Origin of the sequence: Brevundimonas sp. M20 (assembly GCF_006547065.1) — a bacterium.
Classification (GTDB): domain Bacteria; phylum Pseudomonadota; class Alphaproteobacteria; order Caulobacterales; family Caulobacteraceae; genus Brevundimonas.
On record NZ_CP041243.1, the window covers coordinates 993,435 to 1,013,218 of the forward strand.

Genomic DNA, 19,784 nt, shown 5'->3' on the forward strand with positions numbered 1-19,784 from the left:
CCATGCAGATCGGAACCGAGCCCGTTCTGCTGTGGGACCTTCAGGCCGAGCTGGGCGAGGGGCCGGTCTGGGATGACCGCCGCCGCTGCGTCTGGTTCGTCGACATCAAGGGCCGTCGTCTGCACCGCTACGGCGTGGACGACGGCGCCCGGGACAGCTGGGATGCGCCGGAACAGATCGGCTTCGCGCTCCCTGCCGAGGACGGGTCGCTGATCTGCGGCGTGCGGGGCGGTCTGTACCGGTTCGATCCGGAAACGGGCGACTTCGCCCTGATCATCCGGGTGGAAGAGGATCGTCCGCAGAACCGCATCAACGACGGCTTTGTGGCTCCGGACGGGACACTGTGGTTCGGCACGATGGATGACAGCGAGGAGACCGTCTCGGGCGCTCTCTATCGCTGGCGGGACGGTGAGCTGACCCGCCACGACGACGACCATCGCGTCACCAACGGCCCGGCGCTGAGCCCCGATGGCCGGACCCTCTATCACCACGACACGACCGAGAAATGCATCTACGCCTTCGACCATGACGACGGCGAACTGAGCAACAAGCGCCTCTTCGCCGTGACCGAGGACGGCTATGCCGACGGGCCGAGCATGGACGAGGCGGGCGTGCTGCACGTCGGCCTGTTCAACGGCTGGGGCGTGGCGCGGTTCGCGCCCGACGGCACGCGGATCGGTAAGATCGAACTGCCGGTCCAGACGGTGACCAAGGCGGCCTTCGGCGGCGATGATCTGAAGAGCCTGTTCTGCACTACGGCCTGGCTGGGCAATGCCGACAAGCGCGCCGAGCAGCCGACGTTGGGCGGGCTGTATGCGCTGCGGGTCGAGACTCCGGGGCTTCCGCAGGCGCGGGTAAAACTGTGATTGAACTGCGTCACGGCAACTGGCGACTGGTCCTGCGGCCCGAGCTCGGGGGCTCCATCGGGGCGCTGAGCCGGGATGGCGTCGATATCCTGCGCAGGATGCCGGACGGCTCGACCGATGTGCTGGAGGCGGGCTGCTTTCCGCTGACGCCCTACGCCAACCGGATCGCCGGCGGGGTGTTTGCCTTCGAGGGACGGGAGATCGCCCTGCCGGTCCAGCCCGCGTTCGCGCCGCATGCCCTGCATGGGGACGGCTGGCTGAGCGCATGGGCGGTCGAGACGCGGGACGAGACTTCCGCGACACTGATCCATCGCCATGCGCCGGACGCCTGGCCTTGGGCCTATGAGGCGCGGCAGACGTTCGGGCTGACGGACGCGGGGCTATCGGTTGGCCTGTCGATGACCAATCTGTCGGATAGCCGGATGCCCGCCGGACTCGGCCTGCACCCCTATTTTCCGGTGACGGACAAGACCCGCCTGCGCTTCGATGCGGCGCGGGTCTGGGGCGGGGGCGTGGACGAGGTGCCGACGACCTTGCTGCCGGTGTCGGATGTCCATGACTGGTCGGGAGGAGCGCGCGTGATCGAGGCTCCGTTCGTGGACCACGCCTATGTCGGCGACGGCGCGGCGGTGTTGGCGGAGCCCGGTCGGACGACGACCGTCACGGCCTCCGCCAATGCGGGCTGGCGTCACATCTTCGTTCCCGGCGGCGACTTCTGCTGCATCGAGCCGGTGACGCACCGCCCGGACGCCGCCCACGCGCCCGACGGCGAGGCCAGCGGCTGGACCGTTCTGGCGCCGGGCGAAACCCTGACGATGCGGATGGACGTGACGGTTCAGGGCTGAGCCCCGTCCCGGATCGCGCTGCGCGCGTCCGGGATCACAAGAACTCAGGTCAGTGGTTGTCCCGGGCTTCGCCGAACTTGTCGATGATGCGGTGGTACTTCACCGCAGGCTCCAGCACCGCGCCGGTTTCCAGTTCGCCGACCATCCCGCGCTGGATCTCCTGCCAAGGGGTCTGGGACGCCGGATATTTGTAGCCCCCGGCGGCCTCGAAGGCGGCGCGGCGTTCGGCCAGTTCGGCGTCCGAAATCAGGATGTCGGCGCGCCCGGTGTTCAGGTCGATGCGCAGGCGGTCGCCGGTGCGCACCAGCGCGATATTGCCCCCCGTCGCCGCTTCCGGCGAGGCGTTCAGGATCGAGGGCGAGCCCGAGGTGCCGGACTGGCGCCCGTCACCGATGCAGGCCAGCGCCGAGACGCCCTTTTTGATCAGATAGGCGGGCGGTCGCATGTTCACGACCTCGGCCGCGCCCGGGTAGCCAACCGGACCCGCGCCGCGCATGACCAGCAGGGTCTGTTCGGTGATGCCCAGCGCCGGATCGTCGATGCGGTGGTGGTAGTCCTCGGGCCCGTCGAACACGACGACCGGGCCTTCGAAGGCGTTGAGGTCGTCCGGGTTGGACAGGTAGCGGTCGCGGAACTCGGGGCTGATGACGCTGAGCTTCATCACGGCGGTCGAGAACAGGCTGCCCGAGAGGACCATGAAGCCCGCGCGGGTCTTCATCGGGTTGTCGAACGGGCGGATGACGTCGGGCAGGTCCGAGACCTTGCCACGGCAGTTCTCGCCCATGGTCTTGCCGTTGGCGGTCATGGCGCCTTCGGCGATCAGGCCCTGTTCGATCAGCGCGCCGACCACGGCGGGCACGCCGCCTGCGTGGAAATAGTCCTCGCCCAGATACTCGCCGGCGGGCTGCAGGTTGACCAGCAGGGGGACGTCCAGCCCCTCGTCCTGCCAGGCCTTCAGAGGCACATCCACGCCCGCGTGGCGGGCCAGGGCGGTCAGGTGGATCGGGGCGTTGGTCGAGCCGCCGATGGCCGAGTTGACCACGATGGCGTTGTGGAAGGCCTCGCGCGTCAGGATGTCCGACGGCTTCAGGTCCTCGCGGACCATGTCCACGATCCGCTTGCCGGTCTCATAGGCGACCTGCGCCCGTTCGCGATAGGGCGCAGGGATGGCGGCCGAGCCGGGCAGGGACATGCCCAGGGCCTCGGCCAGCGAGTTCATCGTCGTGGCCGTGCCCATGGTGTTGCAGTAGCCGACCGACGGGGCCGACGAGGCCACCAGTTCGATGAAGCCGTCATAATCGATCTCGCCGGCGGCCATCATCTGGCGGGCCTTCCAGATGATCGTGCCGGAGCCGGTGCGCTCGCCCTTGTGCCAGCCGTTCAGCATCGGACCGACCGACAGGGCGATGGCCGGAATGTCGACGGTGGCCGCGGCCATCAGGCAGGCCGGGGTGGTCTTGTCGCAGCCGATGGTCAGGACCACGCCGTCCAGTGGATAGCCGTAAAGGCTCTCGACGAGACCGAGATAAGCCAGGTTGCGGTCCAGCCCCGCGGTCGGGCGCTTGCCGGTTTCCTGGATCGGGTGGACCGGGAACTCCATGGCGATGCCCCCGGCCTCGCGGATGCCTTCGCGCAGGCGCTCGGCCAGCACCAGGTGGTGGCGGTTGCAGGGGCTCAGGTCCGAGCCGGTCTGGGCGATGCCGATGATCGGCTTGTCCGACTGCAGCTCCTGACGGGTCAAGCCGTAGTTCAGGTAGCGCTCCAGATAGAGCGCGGTCATGTCGGGGTTGTCCGGGTTGTTGAACCAGGCGCGCGAGCGAAGCGGCTTTGTCATCTCAGTCAGTTCCAGCCGCCGTCGACGACGTAGTGTTGGTTGGTGATCGCCGAGGCATCATCCGAGGACAGGAAGACCACCACGCGGGCGATGTCGTCCGGGACCAGCGGGCGTTTGATGCACTGGTTGGCGTAGATTTCCTTCTCGGTCTCCGGGGTGACCCAGAGCTCGAGCTGGCGCTCCGTCATGATCCAGCCGGGAGCCACGGCGTTCACGCGCACGCCATGCTCGCCGAAGTCGCGGGCCAGCGAGCGGGTCAGGCCCAGCACGGCGGACTTTGAGGCGGTGTAGGCGGGCATGCCGCCCTGGCCGATGATCCACGAGCAGGAACCCAGGTTGACGATTGAGCCCTTCTTCGAGCCGATCATGTCGGGCAGCACGGCCTGGGAGGCGAAGAACTGGTGCTTCAGGTTCACGGCCACGCGGCCATCCCAGTACTCTTCCGTCACCTCGAGGGTGGCGTGGCGCTCGTCGTGGGCTGCGTTGTTGATCAGGATGCCGATGGGGCCGAAACGGGCGCGGACCTGTTCGATGGCGGCCCTGAGCGCCGGGATATCTGTCACGTCGCAGCGGACGAACTCGACCGAGGGAGACAGGGCCTTGGCCAACGACTCGCCGCGAGGGTTATCAAGGTCCAGAACGCCGACGCGCGCGCCCTGCGCCACGAAGGCGCGGGTGATCGCCTCGCCGATGCCGCCGGCGCCGCCGGTCACGATGACCGTCGCGCCTTCGAGGTCCGGATAGATCGCCATCTCGCTCCCGCCGCCCAAAGGGCCACATCCAAGGTTTTATTCTTGGCTTGATTTTTGTGCGTAAAAAATGACGCCGAGGGAGGCTTTCGTCAACGCCGGATCGGGCGTCAGCTCGCGGAATGTCCCATTTCACTCGAGATCGCCGCCGCCGCGCGTTGCAGTTGCTCGACCGAGTCGGTGATCGAGCCGACGGCGGGGGTCCGCTCGATGTAGGGCGTGATCAGGGTGGCCAGAATGCCTTCGGCGCCGATGATCGGGGCGACCAGATCGGTGACCCCCTTCACGAAGTCGCTCGGGCGCTCGGCGTGTCCCTCGGCTGCGGCGGCTTCGGCGGCGGCGATATAGTCGGCCACGCGTTTCTTGCCATACCGGGCGGACAGGGTCTCACGCATATGCGCCTGCATCCGCTCGCCGGCGAAGCCATAGAACAGCAGGCCTGAGGTGGCTTCCAGAATGCTGCGGCGATAGCCGATACGGACCGAGTAGCCGAGGTCGCCGGGCGCCTCGATGCGGGCGACGACGACGATCTGGTCATCCGAGCGGACCACGAGGTGGCAGGACTGCACGGTCGAATCGGCCAGCTCGCGCATGTGGGGCAGGGCGGCCTCGACCAGATCCTTGGCCGGGCCGTGGGCGATGCCGAGGGCAAACAGCCGGTTGGTCAGTCGATAACCGGACGTCGTCGGTTCGATATAGCCGCGGAACTCCAGCACCTGGATCATCCGGAACAGCTCGCTGACCGAACGGCCCAGCATGGCCGACATCTGCGACGGCGTCAGGGGCGCGCCGTGCTGGGACAGCAGCTCGAGAACGTCCAGCCCCTTTTCCAACGCCGGGGCGCGGTATTTGCGGCTTTCGTCGTCAACGCTGTCCAGCATGGAATCTCCCTCAGTCGCCAATGCCATATTGTTATCACCTGTAAAAGCGATTGCCGATTGTGAAAATTGAACCTAGCGTCGGACCTTCGAGCCGAAGACGGCCGGGGGAGACGATACCATGACGCTGGCGCCGATCGACCTGATCCTGCTCGCAATCTATGCGGTGTTCATTTTCGCTCTCGCCCAGTGGGTGTCCCGCGACAAGGGGGGCGCGCAGAAGAACTCGACCGACTACTTCCTGGCGTCCAAGGCTCTGCCCTGGTGGGCCATCGGCGCCTCGCTGATCGCCGCCAACATCTCGGCCGAGCAGATCATCGGCATGTCGGGTTCGGGCTACCTGATCGGTCTGGCTATCGCCTCCTATGAGTGGATGGCGGCCCTGACCCTGCTGATTGTCGGCAAGTGGTTCCTGCCGATCTTCCTCGCCAACAACATCTACACCATGCCGCAGTTCCTCGAGCAGCGGTACGGCACGACGATCCGCAACGTGATGGCCGGCTTCTGGCTGGTTCTCTACGTCTTCGTGAACGTGACCTCGATCCTGTGGCTGGGCTCGATCGCCGTGACCACGGTGACCGGCATGGACCAGATGTGGGCCATCGTCGCCATCGGCGTCTTCGCCCTGGCCTATCAACTGTGGGGCGGTCTGAAGGCCGTGGCCCTGACGGACATCGTGCAGGTGACCCTGTTGGTCGCCGGCGGCCTGATCATCGGCTTCATCGCACTGGGCCAGATCGGCGGCGACGCGGGCGTACTGGGCGGGTTCAGCCGTCTGACGACCGAGTTCCCCGAGAAGTTCGACATGATCCTCTCGCCTGACAGCCCCTACTTCAAGGACCTGCCGGGCCTCTCCGTCATCTTGGGCGGGATGTGGATCATGAATCTGAGCTACTGGGGCTTCAACCAATACATCATCCAGCGGGCGCTGGCGGCCAAGTCGGTGCAGGAGGCCCAGAAGGGCATCGCCTTCGCCGCCTATCTGAAGCTGCTGATGCCGGTGATCGTGGTGCTCCCGGGCATGGCGGCGCTGATCCTGGCGCCCGGCCTGCCCAAGCCGGATCAGGCCTATCCGACGATGATGAACCTGCTGCCCATCGGGCTGAAGGGCATCGTCTTCGCCGCCCTGATGGCCGCGGTGGTCGCCTCGCTGGCGTCCAAGATCAACTCCATCGCCACCATCTTCACGCTGGACCTCTACGCCAAGGCCAACAAGGGCGCGTCCGAGAAGCAACTGGTCACGGTCGGCCGGATCGCGGCGGTGGTGGCCATGGTCGTCGGCGTGATCGCCGCCCGTCCGCTGCTTGGCGGCTTCGAGCAGGGTTTCCAGTACATTCAGGAGTTCACCGGCTTCTTCACCCCGGGCATCGTGGTGATCTTCATGCTGGGCATGTTCTGGCCGAGGGCGTCGCAGGCCGGCGCCCTGACCGGGGCCATCCTGTCGGTGGTGCTGTCGGGCGTCTTCTGGTGGCTGCAATCGGCAGATATCTTCACCATGCCGTTCATGAACCGCGTGGGCGTGGTCTTCATCGCCTCGCTGCTGGCGGCGATCCTGGTGTCGTTCATCGCGCCGCAGAGGGAGACCACCCTGCCGATCAGCTTCGCGGGTGTCAGCTACAAGACGACCATGGGCTTCAACATCGCGGCGCTCGGCGTCATCGCGTTCCTGATCGCGGTCTATTCGATCTGGTGGTGACGAACCTCAGCGGGGCGCGGCCTGCACCGCGCCCCGAATGAAGTCATCATGGGTCGGCATGCGCTCGACACCGTCACGGATCAACGCCCGCATTCGGTGCAGGTGATCGCGGGTGGCCTCCAGCGGCATGACCTCGGTGATCGGGTCGTGACGCTCCGGCCTCACGCCCTGGCCCAGAAGCACCGCGATCCAGCTGGTGTCCTGGAACAGCTCATCCTCGAAACGGAAGACCCGCCCGCGGCTCCGGAACAGCTCCATCTTCCGGCGCAGACTGTCCGGTATCTCCATGGCGCCGACCTGACGCCACAGGGGCGTGTCGGTGCGCTCGGTGGCCTTGTAGTGAAGCACGACGAAATCACGGACCCGCTCGTACTCCAGCTGTGACAGGTGATTGTAGTTGTCGATGTCGGGCTGCGAAAACGCCGTGTCAGGGAAACTGAGCAACAGACGTGTGATGCCGGTCTGGATCAGGTGAATGCTGGTCGACTCCAGCGGCTCCAGGAAACCGGAGGACAGGCCGATCGCCAGACAGTTCCGGTTCCAGGCCTTCTTGCGTCGCCCGGTGTGGAAGCGCAGTAGGTTGGGATCGGCAAGACATTCGCCGTCGATGGACCCGCGAAGCCGGGCCAGCGCCTCGTCATCGCTGATGTGCTCGCTGCAATAGACATAGCCGTTGCCGGTGCGGTGCTGGAGGGGGATGCGCCAGCGCCAGCCGGCCTCCAGCGCTGTGGAGCGGGTGTAGGGCGTCGGCGGTTCGACCCGCGCGCAAGGCAGGGCGACGGCCCGGTCGCAGGGGAGCCAGTGAGTCCAGTCCTCGTAACCCGTCTTCAGCGCGCCTTCGATCAGAAGGCCGCGGAAGCCCGAACAGTCGATGAAGAAATCGGCGTCCAGAACACGCCCGTCCTCCAGCGCCACCGCGCCGATGTCGCCGTTGGGGGCCATCCGGACATCAGCGATACGGCCCTCATGCCTGACAACGCCGGCCCGCTCGGCGCGCCCCCGCAGAAAGCGCGCATACAGGGAGGCGTCAAAGTGGAAGGCGTAGGCCATCGCGGCGTTGATGGATCGCGGATCGCCCTGCGGGCGGGCGAAGCGGCCCAGACGGGCGGCCATCGCCGGCGCCGAGTAGGCGTCCAGATCGTCGTCCAGCCCGGCCGCTTGGAGACGGAGCCAGTACTGATGGAAGGACGCGGCCCCGACGCGGGAGCCATACTGGCCGAACGGATGGAAATAGGCGTGACCCTTTCGGAACCAGTCCTGGAACTGGATGCCAAGCTTGTAGGTCGCTTGGGTCTCGCGCAGGAATTCGTTCTCGTCGATTCCGAGCAAGGCGTTGAAAAGCAGGATCGGCGGAATGGTCGCCTCTCCGACGCCCACCGTGCCGATGGCTTCGGATTCGACCAGCTCGACCTGTACGGCTCCGCGCAGCACGTGAGACAGTGCGGCGGCGGTCATCCAGCCGGCGGTTCCCCCGCCGACAATCAGGACTTTCCGGATCGGCTCAGGAGGTGTGCTCATCTCGCCTCGGTCTTCATCTGGACGCCACGGAGAAATTCGAGCCGGTCAGGCAGGGTGGCGGTCGCCCGGGCGATAAGCTCGGAGATTTTCAAGGCCTGACGCTCCACGACGTCGAGGTCGAGCGCGGAGACCTGCGGCGCAACCTTGCGCGGCCAGACGTCCAGCCCGGTCAGGACCGAGGTCCAGCTGGCCTCGCGGAAGGAATCGTAGTGACTGGGGTCAATCTCGCCACGGGCCCGGAACAGCTCCAGCCGTTCCGCCAGACTGTCCGGAGGCGCGGTCTCGCGGCAGTGGGCCCAGAGCGCGCCTTCGGTTCGCCCCGCCAGATGGTAGTGCGCGATGATGAAGTCCCGCACCCCGATCCACTCCAGCTCGGTACGGCGGTTGTATTCGGCGATCAGCGCCGGATCGAACTCCCGATCAGGGAAGAGCTCCAGCAACCGCCCGATGCCGGTCTGGATCAGGTTGATGCTGGTCGACTCCAGCGGCTCGAGGAAGCCCGACGCCAGCCCCAGAGCGACCACATTGCCCTTCCACGCCGCGCGGCGGCGACCGGTTACGAAACGCAGCCGGTTCGGTTCAGCCTCGGCCGGGGCCTCAAGCCCGTTCACAAGTTCATCGAGCGCGTCGTCGTCATTGATGAAGGCGCTCGAATAGACGTAGCCGTTGCCCACCCGATGTTGCAGCGGAATGCGCCAGCACCAGCCCGCCGAGGCGGCGCGGGCGGTCGTGTAGAGGTCTGGCGGACGACTGGCGGAGGTCGGCAGGGCGATGGCCCGATCACACGGAAGCCAACGGCTCCAGTCCTCATAGCCTGCCTGCAACGCACCCTCGATCAGCAGGCCGCGGAAGCCAGAGCAGTCGATGAACAGATCGGCTTCTAGGCGCCGCCCGTCCTCCAGCCGGATCGCCTGCACCCGTCCGTCGGCGGCCTCGACATCGCTGATCCGTCCCTCCACCCGCGCGACACCAGCGGTCTGGGCCAAGGCGGACAGACGCTTGGCGAACAGTCCCGCGTCGAAATGATAGGCGTAGGAATAGGCGGACAGGATGGAGCGGGGATCGGAAACTGGCGGGCCGAATCGTCCGCTTTCGGCCATCACTGCGGGGACGGACCAGGGATCAAGACTGGACAGGCGGCCCTCCGCCTTCAGCCTGAACAGGTGCTGCCGGTAGGGCTGGCCCTGAACGTCCGGTCCATGGTCGCCGAAGCCGTGGAAATAGCGGGAGCCGCTCCCCATCCAATCGTGGAAGGCGATACCCAGTTTCGGCGTCGCCCCCGTGCTGGCCATGAAGTCGGCTTCGTCCAGACCAATGGAGCGGTTGAACTGCCGTATCGGGGGGATGGTGGCCTCGCCGACGCCGACGGTGCCGATCGCATCGGACTCGACCAGACGGATGACCGGCCTGCCCGGTTCAGGCAGGTCGCCGAAAGCGCGGGACAGGGCCGCCGCCGCCATCCAGCCTGCGGTGCCCCCACCGACGATGAGAACGCTCGTGATGCGGGGATCGGTATCGCCCATGTTTCCTCCGGCCAGTCTGACGCCAGCTTCGGGACACTGAACGCCATGGAGACCGCGTCACGCAAGCCGGAGAAATGGTAGCGCTAACAGAATTTACTTTTCAACGCGTGAAACTCCGTGCATCCTTGAAATGACGGCGGGGTGTTTCAGGCTCTGTTTCGTCTCGGGGAGGACCGCGCTCAAGACCGCTAAAGCGGCTGGCGCATGCAGGAAGGACGACAACCTTGTCCCATATCAAGCGTAACGGCCGCGCGGCCCTGCTGTGTGGCGCGTCACTGTTCAGTCTCGTGGCGCTGACGCCCATGAGCGCCCTGGCGCAAACCGCGCCCGCGGCCCAGGATCCGGATGAGGACGCGGCCCAGCTGGACGAGGTCGTGGTTACCGGCATTCGCGCGCAGCTGCAGAGCGCCCAGTCCATCAAGCAGGATTCCGAAGTGATCGTGGATTCGATCACCGCGGTGGACATCGGCGCGCTGCCGGACCGTTCCGTGTCCGAGGCGCTGCAACGCGTGTCCGGCGTGACCCTTCAGCGCACCAACGCCGCCCGTGACCCCGCCCGTCTGGCGGCCGAAGGCGGCGGCGTGTTCGTTCGCGGCCTGTCGTGGGTTCGGTCCGAAACCAACGGGCGCGACATCTTTTCGGCGTCCAACGGCCGTGGGCTGAGCTTCGAGGATGTCTCGGCCGACCTGCTCGCCGGCGTGGACGTCTACAAGAACGTGGCCGCCAACATGATTGAGGGCGGCATCGCCGGTACGATCAACCTGCGCACGCGGGTTCCGTTCGATAACCGCGGCCATCTGCTGGCGGTGAACACCGACTACAACTACGGCGACCTGTCGGAGCGCGGCTTCTGGTCGGGCAGCATGATCGGGTCGAACCGCTGGGACACCGGCATCGGCGAGATCGGCCTGCTGGCCAACATCAGTGTTTCGAACGTGGGCAACCGCACCGACTCGATCTCGGTGGACCGCTATGATCCGGTTGTGCTGGACGCCGGCAACGCTTCGGACGGACGGGTCGCGGGCGACACGGTCTATGTGCCCAAGTATCTGGGCTGGCGGACCATCGACTGGGAGCAGGAGCGCACCGCGGTCGCTCTGGCGGCGCAGTGGCGTCCGAATGCCGACCTGCTCTTCACCTTCCAGGCTCTCGGATCGCAGGCGGATGCCTACAATATCGAGCGCGCGCTCGGCACCGAGAGCATTCTCTCACCCAACTCCACCTACCGCTACAATGAAGACGACGTCTTCATTGGCGGTACTGTTCCCCAAGCCAACTACAACACCGATACGCGTGTCGGCGACGACACCAAGCGGACCGGCGAGGTCTCGGTCGGCTTCCAGTACACGCCGAACTCGCCATGGTCGGTCACCGGCGACCTGCAGTATGTGAAGTCGACGGCCGAAATCTACTCGATGACGGCCTTCACCCAGCTGGAGAACCGCCCCGATCTGACGATCACCATCGACGGCGACCTGCCGACGGTCACCTCCACGGGCGGCACGCCGACCGATCAGTCGACCTACTGGTGGGCGGCGGCGATGGATCACATCGAGGACAATGAGGCCGACGAACTCGCCGGTCGTCTGGACGCCACCTACACCTTCGAGAATCCGGATGGATTCTGGAAGTCGGTCGCGATGGGTGTGCGCGGCACCGAGAAGAACTACATCAACCGCCAGACCGGCTATAACTGGGGGCTTCTGTCCAACCAGTACTGGGGCAACGGTGGGGGAGCGGTCGTCTATCTGGACGACACCGGCTATCCGGGCGGCACGGTCGATCCGCGCCTGCCGGCTTCGTCCGAGCTGTTCTCGTTCACCAACTTCTTCCGTGGCGACGCGCCGGTTCCGGGCGTGGCCTGGTTCCCCACCGCGGCGCTGGTCAGCGGCGGCACGGCGAATGCCTATGATATCCTGCGCAACACCCAGAGCTCCGGCTGGGGCTGGACGCCGCTTTCGGACGACTATGAGAGCTATCGCCTGGGCGGCGGCAACGGCGGCATCACCGAGCTGACCGAGGAAACACAGGCCGGCTATATCTACGCCCGGTTCGGCGGAGACGAGTCGATGTTCGGTCGGCGCTTCGACGGTAACGTCGGCGTTCGTATCGTGCGGACCAATACGCAAACGAACACCATCACCACCCTGCCGGTGATCTCCGGGGCGTGCCCGCCCGTCGGTAACCCGACGGCCGATTGTACGGCCTTCAACCGCGCCGTCGCCTTCTCGACCGGCGGCTCGCTGGACGGCGCGAGCGTCGATCACAGCTATACGGACGTCCTTCCCAGCCTGAACCTGCGCGTCTTCCTGCGTGATGATCTGCAGGCGCGCTTCGCCGTGTCGCGCGCCATGGTGCGGCCTGAGATGTACCAGCTGCAGCCGTTCACCAACCTGTCGATCAATTTCGAGGCCGACGGCTACACCCTGGATGACGTCGCGCCCTTCACCGGCGTCGGCGGCAACCCGGCGCTCGATCCGATCAAGGCGACCAACTACGACCTCAGCCTTGAATGGTATTTCGCTCCGACCGGCAGTGTGACCCTGGCGGTGTTCCACAAGGACATCACCGACTACATCTTCACCGGGACCGAGACCCAGTCGTACACCAACGGCGGCGTCACCTACGACTTCCTGATGACGCGCTACGTCAACGGGGATGAAGGCACTGTCGACGGGTTCGAGCTGGCCTATCAGCAGTTCTTCGATTTCCTGCCGGGCTGGATGGGCGGCTTCGGGGTGCAGGGCAACTTCACCTTCATCGACAGCAATGGTGGTCGCAACACCAGCCAGAACGTGCTGGATCCCTTGCAGAACACGGCCTCCGCTGACGCCCTGCCGCTCGAAGGCATGTCGCGCACCAGCTACAACGCGGCCCTGTTGTACGAGCGGTACGGAATCTCCGCCCGACTGGCCTACAACTGGCGTGAAGAATATCTGCTGACCACCTCGGCCGCGAACGTGAACGCGCCGGTCTGGGCCAGCGACTATGGCCAGCTGGACGGCTCGATCTTCTACAACATCAATGATGATCTGAAGATCGGTCTGCAGTCGACCAATATCCTCAACGAACGGACCGTGCTGAAGGTGGGCAACGAGACCCGCAAGCCGCCCTACAACTGGGTGGATACGGATCGTCGCGTCGCGATCGTTCTGCGCGCCGCCTTCTAGGGCGACTGCGAGAGAGGGGGCTTCGCCCCCTCTCTCCTCCCTTCGATTGGTAGACCGGAGAGACTGGGGTGAGTTTTGTGAACGCCCGGCCGCGCGCGCTGGCCTTTCTCGCGGGATGCCTCGCACTGACGATCGGAGCCGCCGCCCAGGGGCAGACGTCGGCGCGGGGCGAGGCCGCGATCCCGCATGTGCTGAATCAGGACGGCCGCCATGCCCTGATCGTGGACGGCGCGCCGTTCACCATCCTGGGCGCGCAGGTCAACAACTCCTCCAACTATCCGGCTCCACTGGCCGAAGCCTGGCCCGCGGTGAATTTCATCGGAGCCAACACCGTTCAGGTGCCGATCGGCTGGGAGCAGATCGAACCGGTCGAGGGACAGTTTGACTTCAGCTTCGTCGATCACGTCGTGGCCGAGGCGCGCCGCAACAATGTGCGTCTGGTCCTGCTGTGGTTCGCCACCTGGAAGAACACCGCGCCGAAATACGCGCCGGCCTGGGTCAAGCTGAACCCCGAGCGCTTCCCGCTGCTGACCCGTCAGGACGGCACGGCGTCCTATGCGATGTCGCCGCACTCACGCACGACGCTTGAGGCCGACAAACGCGCTTTCGTCGCCCTGATGACCCACCTGCGTCGCATCGACGGCGACCGGCATACGGTGATCATGGTCCAGCCTGAGAACGAGACCGGCACCTATGGTTCGGTCCGCGACTACGGTCCCGAAGCGCAGGCGCTGTTCGACGGCCCTGTGCCGCAGGCCCTGCTGACGCGTCTTGGCAAGGCGCCCGGAACCTGGCGTCAGGTTTTCGGTGATGACGCCGACGAGTTCTTTCACGCCTGGGCTATCGGCTCCTACGTCGGCGAGATCGCCGCGGCCGGGAAGGCGGTCTATCCGCTGCCGATGTATGTCAACGCGGCACTGCGCAATCCCGTCGAGCATCAGGCCCCCGACAGCTATGCCTCCGGCGGGCCGACCTGGAATGTGATCGAGGTCTGGCAGGCCGCCGCGCCCGCCATCGACTTCCTGTCGCCCGATATCTACGACCGCCCCTCGCGGACCTACGAGGCTCACCTCGACCGCTATGGACGGGCCGACAATGCGCTGTTCGTGGCCGAGACCGGCAATGACGTGCAGTACGCCCGCTTCCTTTTTTCGGTGCTCGGACGTGGCGGCCTCGGCTACTCGCCGTTCGGCATCGACTACACCGGCTATGCCAACTATCCGCTCGGCGCTCAGGAAGTCACCGAGGAGACACTGACGCCGTTGCGCGACGTCTATCGGGTCATCGCCCCCTGGCAGCGGGTCTGGGCCCGCCTGTCGTGGGAAGGCAAGGTGCGCGGGGTGTCCGAGCCGGACGACCGCAGCTCGCAGACGGTCGATCTGGGTGCGTGGACCGCCACTGTCGGCTATCGCCGCTGGCAGTTCGGTCAGCCCGAATGGACCTGGCTCGGACCGCAGGACGTGGTGCCGGGCACCGAGACGCCCGGTGGCGGCGCCGTCTTCGCCGAAATCTCGCCCGGTGAGTTCATCGTCACCGGCTATCGCGTCCGCGTCGATTTCAACGCCAAGCCCTCGACCGACGGGAAGCGCCGAATGGTGCTGCGCATCGAGGAAGGCCATTTCGACGAGCGCCAGAACTGGGTGTTCGAACGCATCTGGAACGGCGACCAGACGGACTACGGCCTGAACTTCACCGACCGTCCGCGCCTGCTGCGCGTGGTCACCGCCACCTACTGACCGACGACGTTACGAGTGTTTGCCATGACCCACGCCCGTCTCCTGAAATCCGCCGCGATGGCGCTTGTTCTGGCCGCAGCGGCGCCGGTCTGGGCCGTCGCCTCGCCGATGGTGCAGTCGGTCTCGACCGAGCGCGTCCAGCGCCTGCCCGACGGCGTCATCGTCGTTCCGTCGAGCGGTGAGGCGAGAGCCGTGCGTCTTCAGGTCTATGGACCGCGCACCATCCGTGTCACCGCCTCGCCCGATGACAGCTTCGAGGCTCCGGCCAGCCTGATGGTCACGGCCACCCCGCAGACCACCGGCTTCACCGTCGAGCAGCGCGCGGACGTGGTGCTGGTGAAGGCCGCCGAAGTCACCGCCGAGGTGACGCTGACCACCGGCGCCGTGAGGTTCCTCGATCCTTCGGGGCAGGTGATCCTCGCCGAGCGCGTGAACGGCCGGGAAATCGCCCCGGTCACCATTGAGGATCAGACGGGTTCGCACCGCTACAACACCGTCCGTCAGGTGTTCGAACCGGGCGCCGATGACGCCTTCTACGGCCTGGGACAGCACCAGCAAGGCGTCGCCAACTATCGCGGCCATGACGTTGAACTGGCCCAGCACAACATCGACGTGGGCATTCCCTTCGTCGCCTCGACCGGCGGCTACGGCCTGCTGTGGGACAACAACTCGATCACCCGTTTCGGTGATCCCCGCGAGTACGGGATGCTGGATCAACGCCTGATCCTCCGCGACGCCACGGGCCGCTTCGGCGGTCTGACCGCCAGCTATTTCCAGAATGACGAACTGAAGGTTCAACGGCAGGAGCACGAGGTGAACTACGAGTTCATCCGTGACCAGCAGCGCTGGCCCGAAGGCTTCAAGGCCCAGCCTGCCCAGCCGGTGCAGGTCGGTGACATGGGGCGCTCGGGGCAGGAGGGCGTCCGCGTCACCTGGGAAGGCACCATCGAGACCCCGCATGCGGGGCTGCACAAATTCAAGCTCTACTCGTCCAACTACGCCCGCGTCTGGATCGACGGCGAGCTGCGTATTGACCGCTGGCGCCAGAACTGGAACCCGTGGTTCCACGATTTCGAGGTCGAGCTGCCGGCGAACCGTCAGGTGTCGATCAAGGTCGAATGGATCCCCGGCGACGGCTACATCGCCCTGCGCCACCTCGACCCGCAGGCCGAGCAGGACCAGCAGGCCCTGTCGCTGTGGTCGCAGGCCGGGACGGACCTGGACTACTATTTCATCCGTGGTGAGAACTTGGATCAGGTGCAGGCCGGCTATCGCGGCCTGACCGGCAAGGCCGTCATGCTGCCGCGCTGGGCCTATGGCTTCTGGCAGAGCCGCCAGCGCTACAACACCCAGGCCGAGGTTGTGGACACCGTCCGCCGCTATCGTGAACTGAACCTGCCGATCGATAACGTGGTGCAGGACTGGTTCTACTGGCCGGAGAACGCCTGGGGCTCGCACGAGTTCGACAGCGCCCGTTTCCCTGATCCGGCGCAGATGGTGCGCGACGTTCACGACATGAACGCCAACATCATCATCTCGGTCTGGCCGAAATTCTATCCGACGACCGAGCACTACAAGGAGCTTGAGGCCATCGGCGGCATGTACACGCGCAACGTGGACATGGGGGCGAGGGACTGGGTCGGGCCGGGCTATGCGAACAGCTTCTACGACCCCTATCTGCCTGCGGCGCGGGACCTGTACTGGCGTCAGATTTCCGACAGCTTCAAGGGTATGGGCTTCGACGGCTGGTGGCTGGATTCGGTCGAGCCGGACATGCACTCCAACCTCGATATCCCCGAGCGCACCCTGCGCATGGGACCGACCGCCGCCGGTCCGGGCGCGCTGGTCTTCAACTCCTATCCGCTGGTCAATGCCGAGGGCGTCTATCAGCGCTTCCGCGCCGAGCAGCCGGACACCCGCACCTACATCCTGACCCGCTCGGCCTGGGGCGGTCTGCAGCGCACCGGTTCGACCCTGTGGTCGGGCGACGTCGTGGCGCGCTGGGACGACCTGCGCGAGCAGGTGTCGGCGGGCGTCAACGCGGGTCTGTCGGGCCTGCCCAACTGGACCCACGACATCGGCGGCTTCGCGGTCGAGGCGCGCTACTCCAATCCGGCCGGGATGAAGCCCGAAGACAAGGCCGAATGGGAGGAGTTGAACCTGCGCTGGTTCCAGTTCGGCGCCTTCTCGCCGATCTTCCGTTCGCACGGCGAGTTCCCGCTGCGCGAGGTTTACAATCTGGCCGAGCCGGGCACCGATCTGTACGCCGCCTTCGGCGACCAGATGCGCCTGCGCTATCGCCTGATGCCCTACATCTACACCCTGGCGGGCGACAGCTGGCACCGCGACGGCACCATCATGCGCGGTCTGGCCATGGACTTCGCCGCTGACCACAAGGTGCTGGACATCAACGACCAGTACCTCCTTGGCCCGTCCCTGATGGTCGCGCCGGTGCACCAGTACCGGGCCCGCAGCCGCAGCGTCTATTTCCCGGCTGGGGCTGACTGGTATGACCTGTACACCGGCCGCAAGCAGACCGGCGGACGCGAGGTGACCGTCGAGGCGCCGCTGGACCGCATCCCGGTCTATGTCCGCGCCGGCTCGATCCTGCCAACCGGCCCGCAGGTGCAGCACACCGCCGAGAAGCTGGATGGCCCGATCACCCTGACCGTCTATCAGGGCGCCGACGGCAGCTTCGATCTGTATGACGACGCAGGCACGACCTACGGCTACGAGCGGGGCGAGTTCTCGCGAATCCCGCTGCGTTGGGACCAGCGTTCGGGCGTCCTGACCATCGGCGCGCGCGAGGGTTCGTACCCGGGCATGGCGGCGAACCGCACCTTCCGCGTTCGCTTCATCAACGGGACGAACCGTTCCGCTCTGGACTGGGACGCGGCCAATGCGCAGGTCGTCGAGTACACCGGCGCGGCCGTTCAGGTTCGCCGCCGCTAGTCCGAGGGAAGACAGGTCATGATGCTACGTTCGGGGTCGCTGGCTCTCGCTTTCATGCTGGCGGCGGGGGCGGCTCATGCCCAGACGCCGACGACCGCGCCCCTGATGGCTGATGTGTTTCAGGACCACGCCGTCCTGCAACGCGGCGGCCCGGTTCCGGTCTGGGGGCGTGCCCGGCCGGGGGCGACCGTCTCGGTCACGCTCGGACAGAACAGCACGCAGGCGACCGCTGGTGAAGACGGTCGCTGGCGCGCGAACGTCGCGCCCCCGGCGGCGGGCGGCCCCTACGTTCTGTCGGCGCAGTCCGGTGGACAGACCCAGACCCTGAACGACATCCTGATCGGCGATGTCTGGCTGTGCTCGGGTCAGTCGAACATGGAGTTCGGTCTGCGTCAGGTGACCAACGCCGAGACCGAGGTCGCCAACTCGACCGATCCCCAGATGCGCCTGCTGCTGGTCAACCGCCGTAGCGAGGCCCGCGTCGATGAAACCGGGCTGCCGGCGGGCAGTGTCTGGCAGGCCTCCGGCCCGGCCAGCACCCCGAACTTCGGCGCTGCCTGCTACTTCATGGGACAGGAACTTCGGCGCGCCCAACAGGTGCCGATCGGCCTGATCTCGGCCTCCTGGGGTGGCTCGATCATCGAGGATTGGTTGAGTGAAGCGTCCCTGCGTCAGGCGGGGGACTACGCCGAGACGCTGGACCTCCTGTCCGCCTATGCGACTTCGCCCGAGACCGGCACGGCGCACTGGAACCGGATTTCCGAACAGTGGTGGCGCGCCAACGATCCGGGGCTGAAGGAGACCGTCCCGTGGTCCGACGCCCGCTTTGACGACAGCGGCTGGAAACTGGCCAAGCCGGAAGGCTTCTGGGAGACCGACGGCCCGGCCCTCGGCAACTATGACGGCACCGGCTGGTATCGCACCTCGATCCAGCTGACCCGCGCGCAGGCGCGGGGCGAGGCGAAGATCAGCCTCGGGCCCGTTGACGACATGGACGTCGTCTTCGTCAACGGTCACCGCATCGGCGGCATGCAGGGCTGGGATACCCCGCGCGACTACGTCATTCCGGCGGGCGTCCTGCGTCCGGGCCGCAACGTCATCGCGGTCGGCGCGCTCGACCTCGGCGGCGGCGGCGGCATGTGGGGACCGGCGGAGACCAAGCGGATCGAGCTGGCCGACGGCTCGATCGTCTCGCTGGCGGCTCCGTGGCGCTTCCAGACCTCCGCGGCGCTGGGCAGCCTGCCCGGACCGCCGCGCGTGCCGTGGATCGGCGGCAGCGGCACGACCACCCTCTATAACGGCATGGTCGCCGGGATTGGTCCCTACGCCCTGACCGGCTTCGCCTGGTACCAAGGCGAGTCGAACGTCAACGATCCGGTCGGCTACAGCCGTCTGCTGACCGGTCTCATGGCGGACTGGCGCGCCCGGTTCGAGAATCCGGACGCCGCCTTCCTCGTCGTCCAGTTGGCCAATTTCGGCCCGGCGTGGAGTGAGCCGCACGCCTCGGCCTGGGCCGACCTGCGGGACGTCCAGCGTCAGGTGGTCGAGGCCGATCCACACGCGGGCCTCGCCGTCGCCATCGACATCGGCGACCGCTACGACATCCATCCGACCAACAAGCGCGAAGTCGGTCGCCGCCTCTCGCTCGAGGCCCGTCGCCTGGCGGGAGACATGACCGTCGCCCGCTCGCCTTCGCCGGTCAGCGCCGTGCGCGAGGGCGACCGCATCCGCATCGACTTCGCCCATGCGGGCACGGGGCTGGTGACGCTCAGTGCGACCGACGCGGTCGGTTTCGAGGTCTGTGATCAGGACAAGGCCTGCCGCTTCACGCCGGGGACGGTTCAGGGCTCAACGGTGTGGCTGAACGCGCCGCAAGCCAGCTTCGTGCGGTTCTGCTGGGCCGACAGCCCGGTCTGCAACCTGTACGGCCCGGACAATCTGCCGGCCGTCCCGTTCGAGCTGCCGGTTCGCTAAGCGGCGATCCCCATCAGACAGCGGGCCGGGCGGGAGAGATCCC

The 19,784-nt window shown here is 66.4% G+C and carries 12 protein-coding genes; 7 read left to right on the top strand and 5 right to left on the bottom strand.

The window, feature by feature from the left end:
- The first annotated feature begins 2 nt into the window (after nt 1–2).
- Entirely contained in the window at nt 3–866 is an 864-nt protein-coding gene (locus FKQ52_RS04785; protein WP_141626127.1) for an SMP-30/gluconolactonase/LRE family protein, read from the top strand.
- The gene (locus tag FKQ52_RS04790; RefSeq protein ID WP_240811741.1) at nt 863–1,711 is read left to right on the top strand and encodes an aldose 1-epimerase; all 849 of its coding nucleotides are present in this window, start codon (nt 863–865) and stop codon (nt 1,709–1,711) included. Before FKQ52_RS04785 ends, FKQ52_RS04790 begins: the two co-directional genes overlap by 4 nt.
- A gap of 49 nt (nt 1,712–1,760) precedes the next feature.
- Here FKQ52_RS04790 and FKQ52_RS04795 read toward each other — a convergent pair whose 3' ends face one another.
- From FKQ52_RS04795 to FKQ52_RS04805, 3 genes are all read right to left on the bottom strand, one after another.
- Entirely contained in the window at nt 1,761–3,545 is a 1,785-nt protein-coding gene (locus tag FKQ52_RS04795; protein WP_205750859.1) for an IlvD/Edd family dehydratase, read from the bottom strand.
- A 5-nt stretch (nt 3,546–3,550) separates the two neighbouring features.
- Nucleotides 3,551–4,297, bottom strand: a complete 747-nt coding sequence (locus FKQ52_RS04800) for an SDR family NAD(P)-dependent oxidoreductase (RefSeq protein WP_141626129.1) — start codon at nt 4,295–4,297, stop codon at nt 3,551–3,553.
- A gap of 107 nt (nt 4,298–4,404) precedes the next feature.
- Nucleotides 4,405–5,175, bottom strand: a complete 771-nt coding sequence (locus FKQ52_RS04805) for an IclR family transcriptional regulator (RefSeq protein WP_141626130.1) — start codon at nt 5,173–5,175, stop codon at nt 4,405–4,407.
- A 118-nt stretch (nt 5,176–5,293) separates the two neighbouring features.
- On the opposite strand from FKQ52_RS04805, the gene FKQ52_RS04810 reads away from it, so the two are divergent.
- The gene (locus FKQ52_RS04810; protein ID WP_141626131.1) at nt 5,294–6,868 is read left to right on the top strand and encodes a sodium/sugar symporter; all 1,575 of its coding nucleotides are present in this window, start codon (nt 5,294–5,296) and stop codon (nt 6,866–6,868) included.
- Nucleotides 6,869–6,874: 6 nt separating this feature from the next.
- Here the strand turns inward: FKQ52_RS04810 and FKQ52_RS04815 are convergent, their stop codons facing one another.
- The gene (locus tag FKQ52_RS04815) at nt 6,875–8,386 is read right to left on the bottom strand and encodes a tryptophan halogenase family protein (protein ID WP_141626132.1); all 1,512 of its coding nucleotides are present in this window, start codon (nt 8,384–8,386) and stop codon (nt 6,875–6,877) included.
- Complete coding sequence (locus FKQ52_RS04820) at nt 8,383–9,909, bottom strand: tryptophan halogenase family protein (protein WP_141626133.1); 1,527 nt, start codon at nt 9,907–9,909, stop codon at nt 8,383–8,385. The genes FKQ52_RS04815 and FKQ52_RS04820 overlap by 4 nt, the downstream gene beginning before the upstream one ends.
- 224 nt (nt 9,910–10,133) lie before the next feature.
- Here FKQ52_RS04820 and FKQ52_RS04825 point away from each other — a divergent pair, with 224 nt between their 5' ends.
- From FKQ52_RS04825 to FKQ52_RS04840, 4 genes are all read left to right on the top strand, one after another.
- A complete protein-coding gene (locus tag FKQ52_RS04825; protein ID WP_240811742.1) occupies nt 10,134–13,079 on the top strand; it encodes a TonB-dependent receptor in 2,946 nt (981 codons plus the stop codon).
- 68 nt (nt 13,080–13,147) lie between these two features.
- A complete protein-coding gene (locus tag FKQ52_RS04830) occupies nt 13,148–14,815 on the top strand; it encodes a DUF5597 domain-containing protein (protein ID WP_141626134.1) in 1,668 nt (555 codons plus the stop codon).
- A 24-nt stretch (nt 14,816–14,839) separates the two neighbouring features.
- Nucleotides 14,840–17,767 carry a TIM-barrel domain-containing protein gene (locus FKQ52_RS04835; protein WP_141626135.1) on the top strand — a complete coding sequence of 976 codons (2,928 nt, stop codon included), beginning with the start codon at nt 14,840–14,842 and terminating at the stop codon, nt 17,765–17,767.
- An 18-nt stretch (nt 17,768–17,785) separates the two neighbouring features.
- Entirely contained in the window at nt 17,786–19,741 is a 1,956-nt protein-coding gene (locus tag FKQ52_RS04840) for a sialate O-acetylesterase (protein WP_141626136.1), read from the top strand.
- The last annotated feature ends 43 nt before the right edge of the window (nt 19,742–19,784 follow it).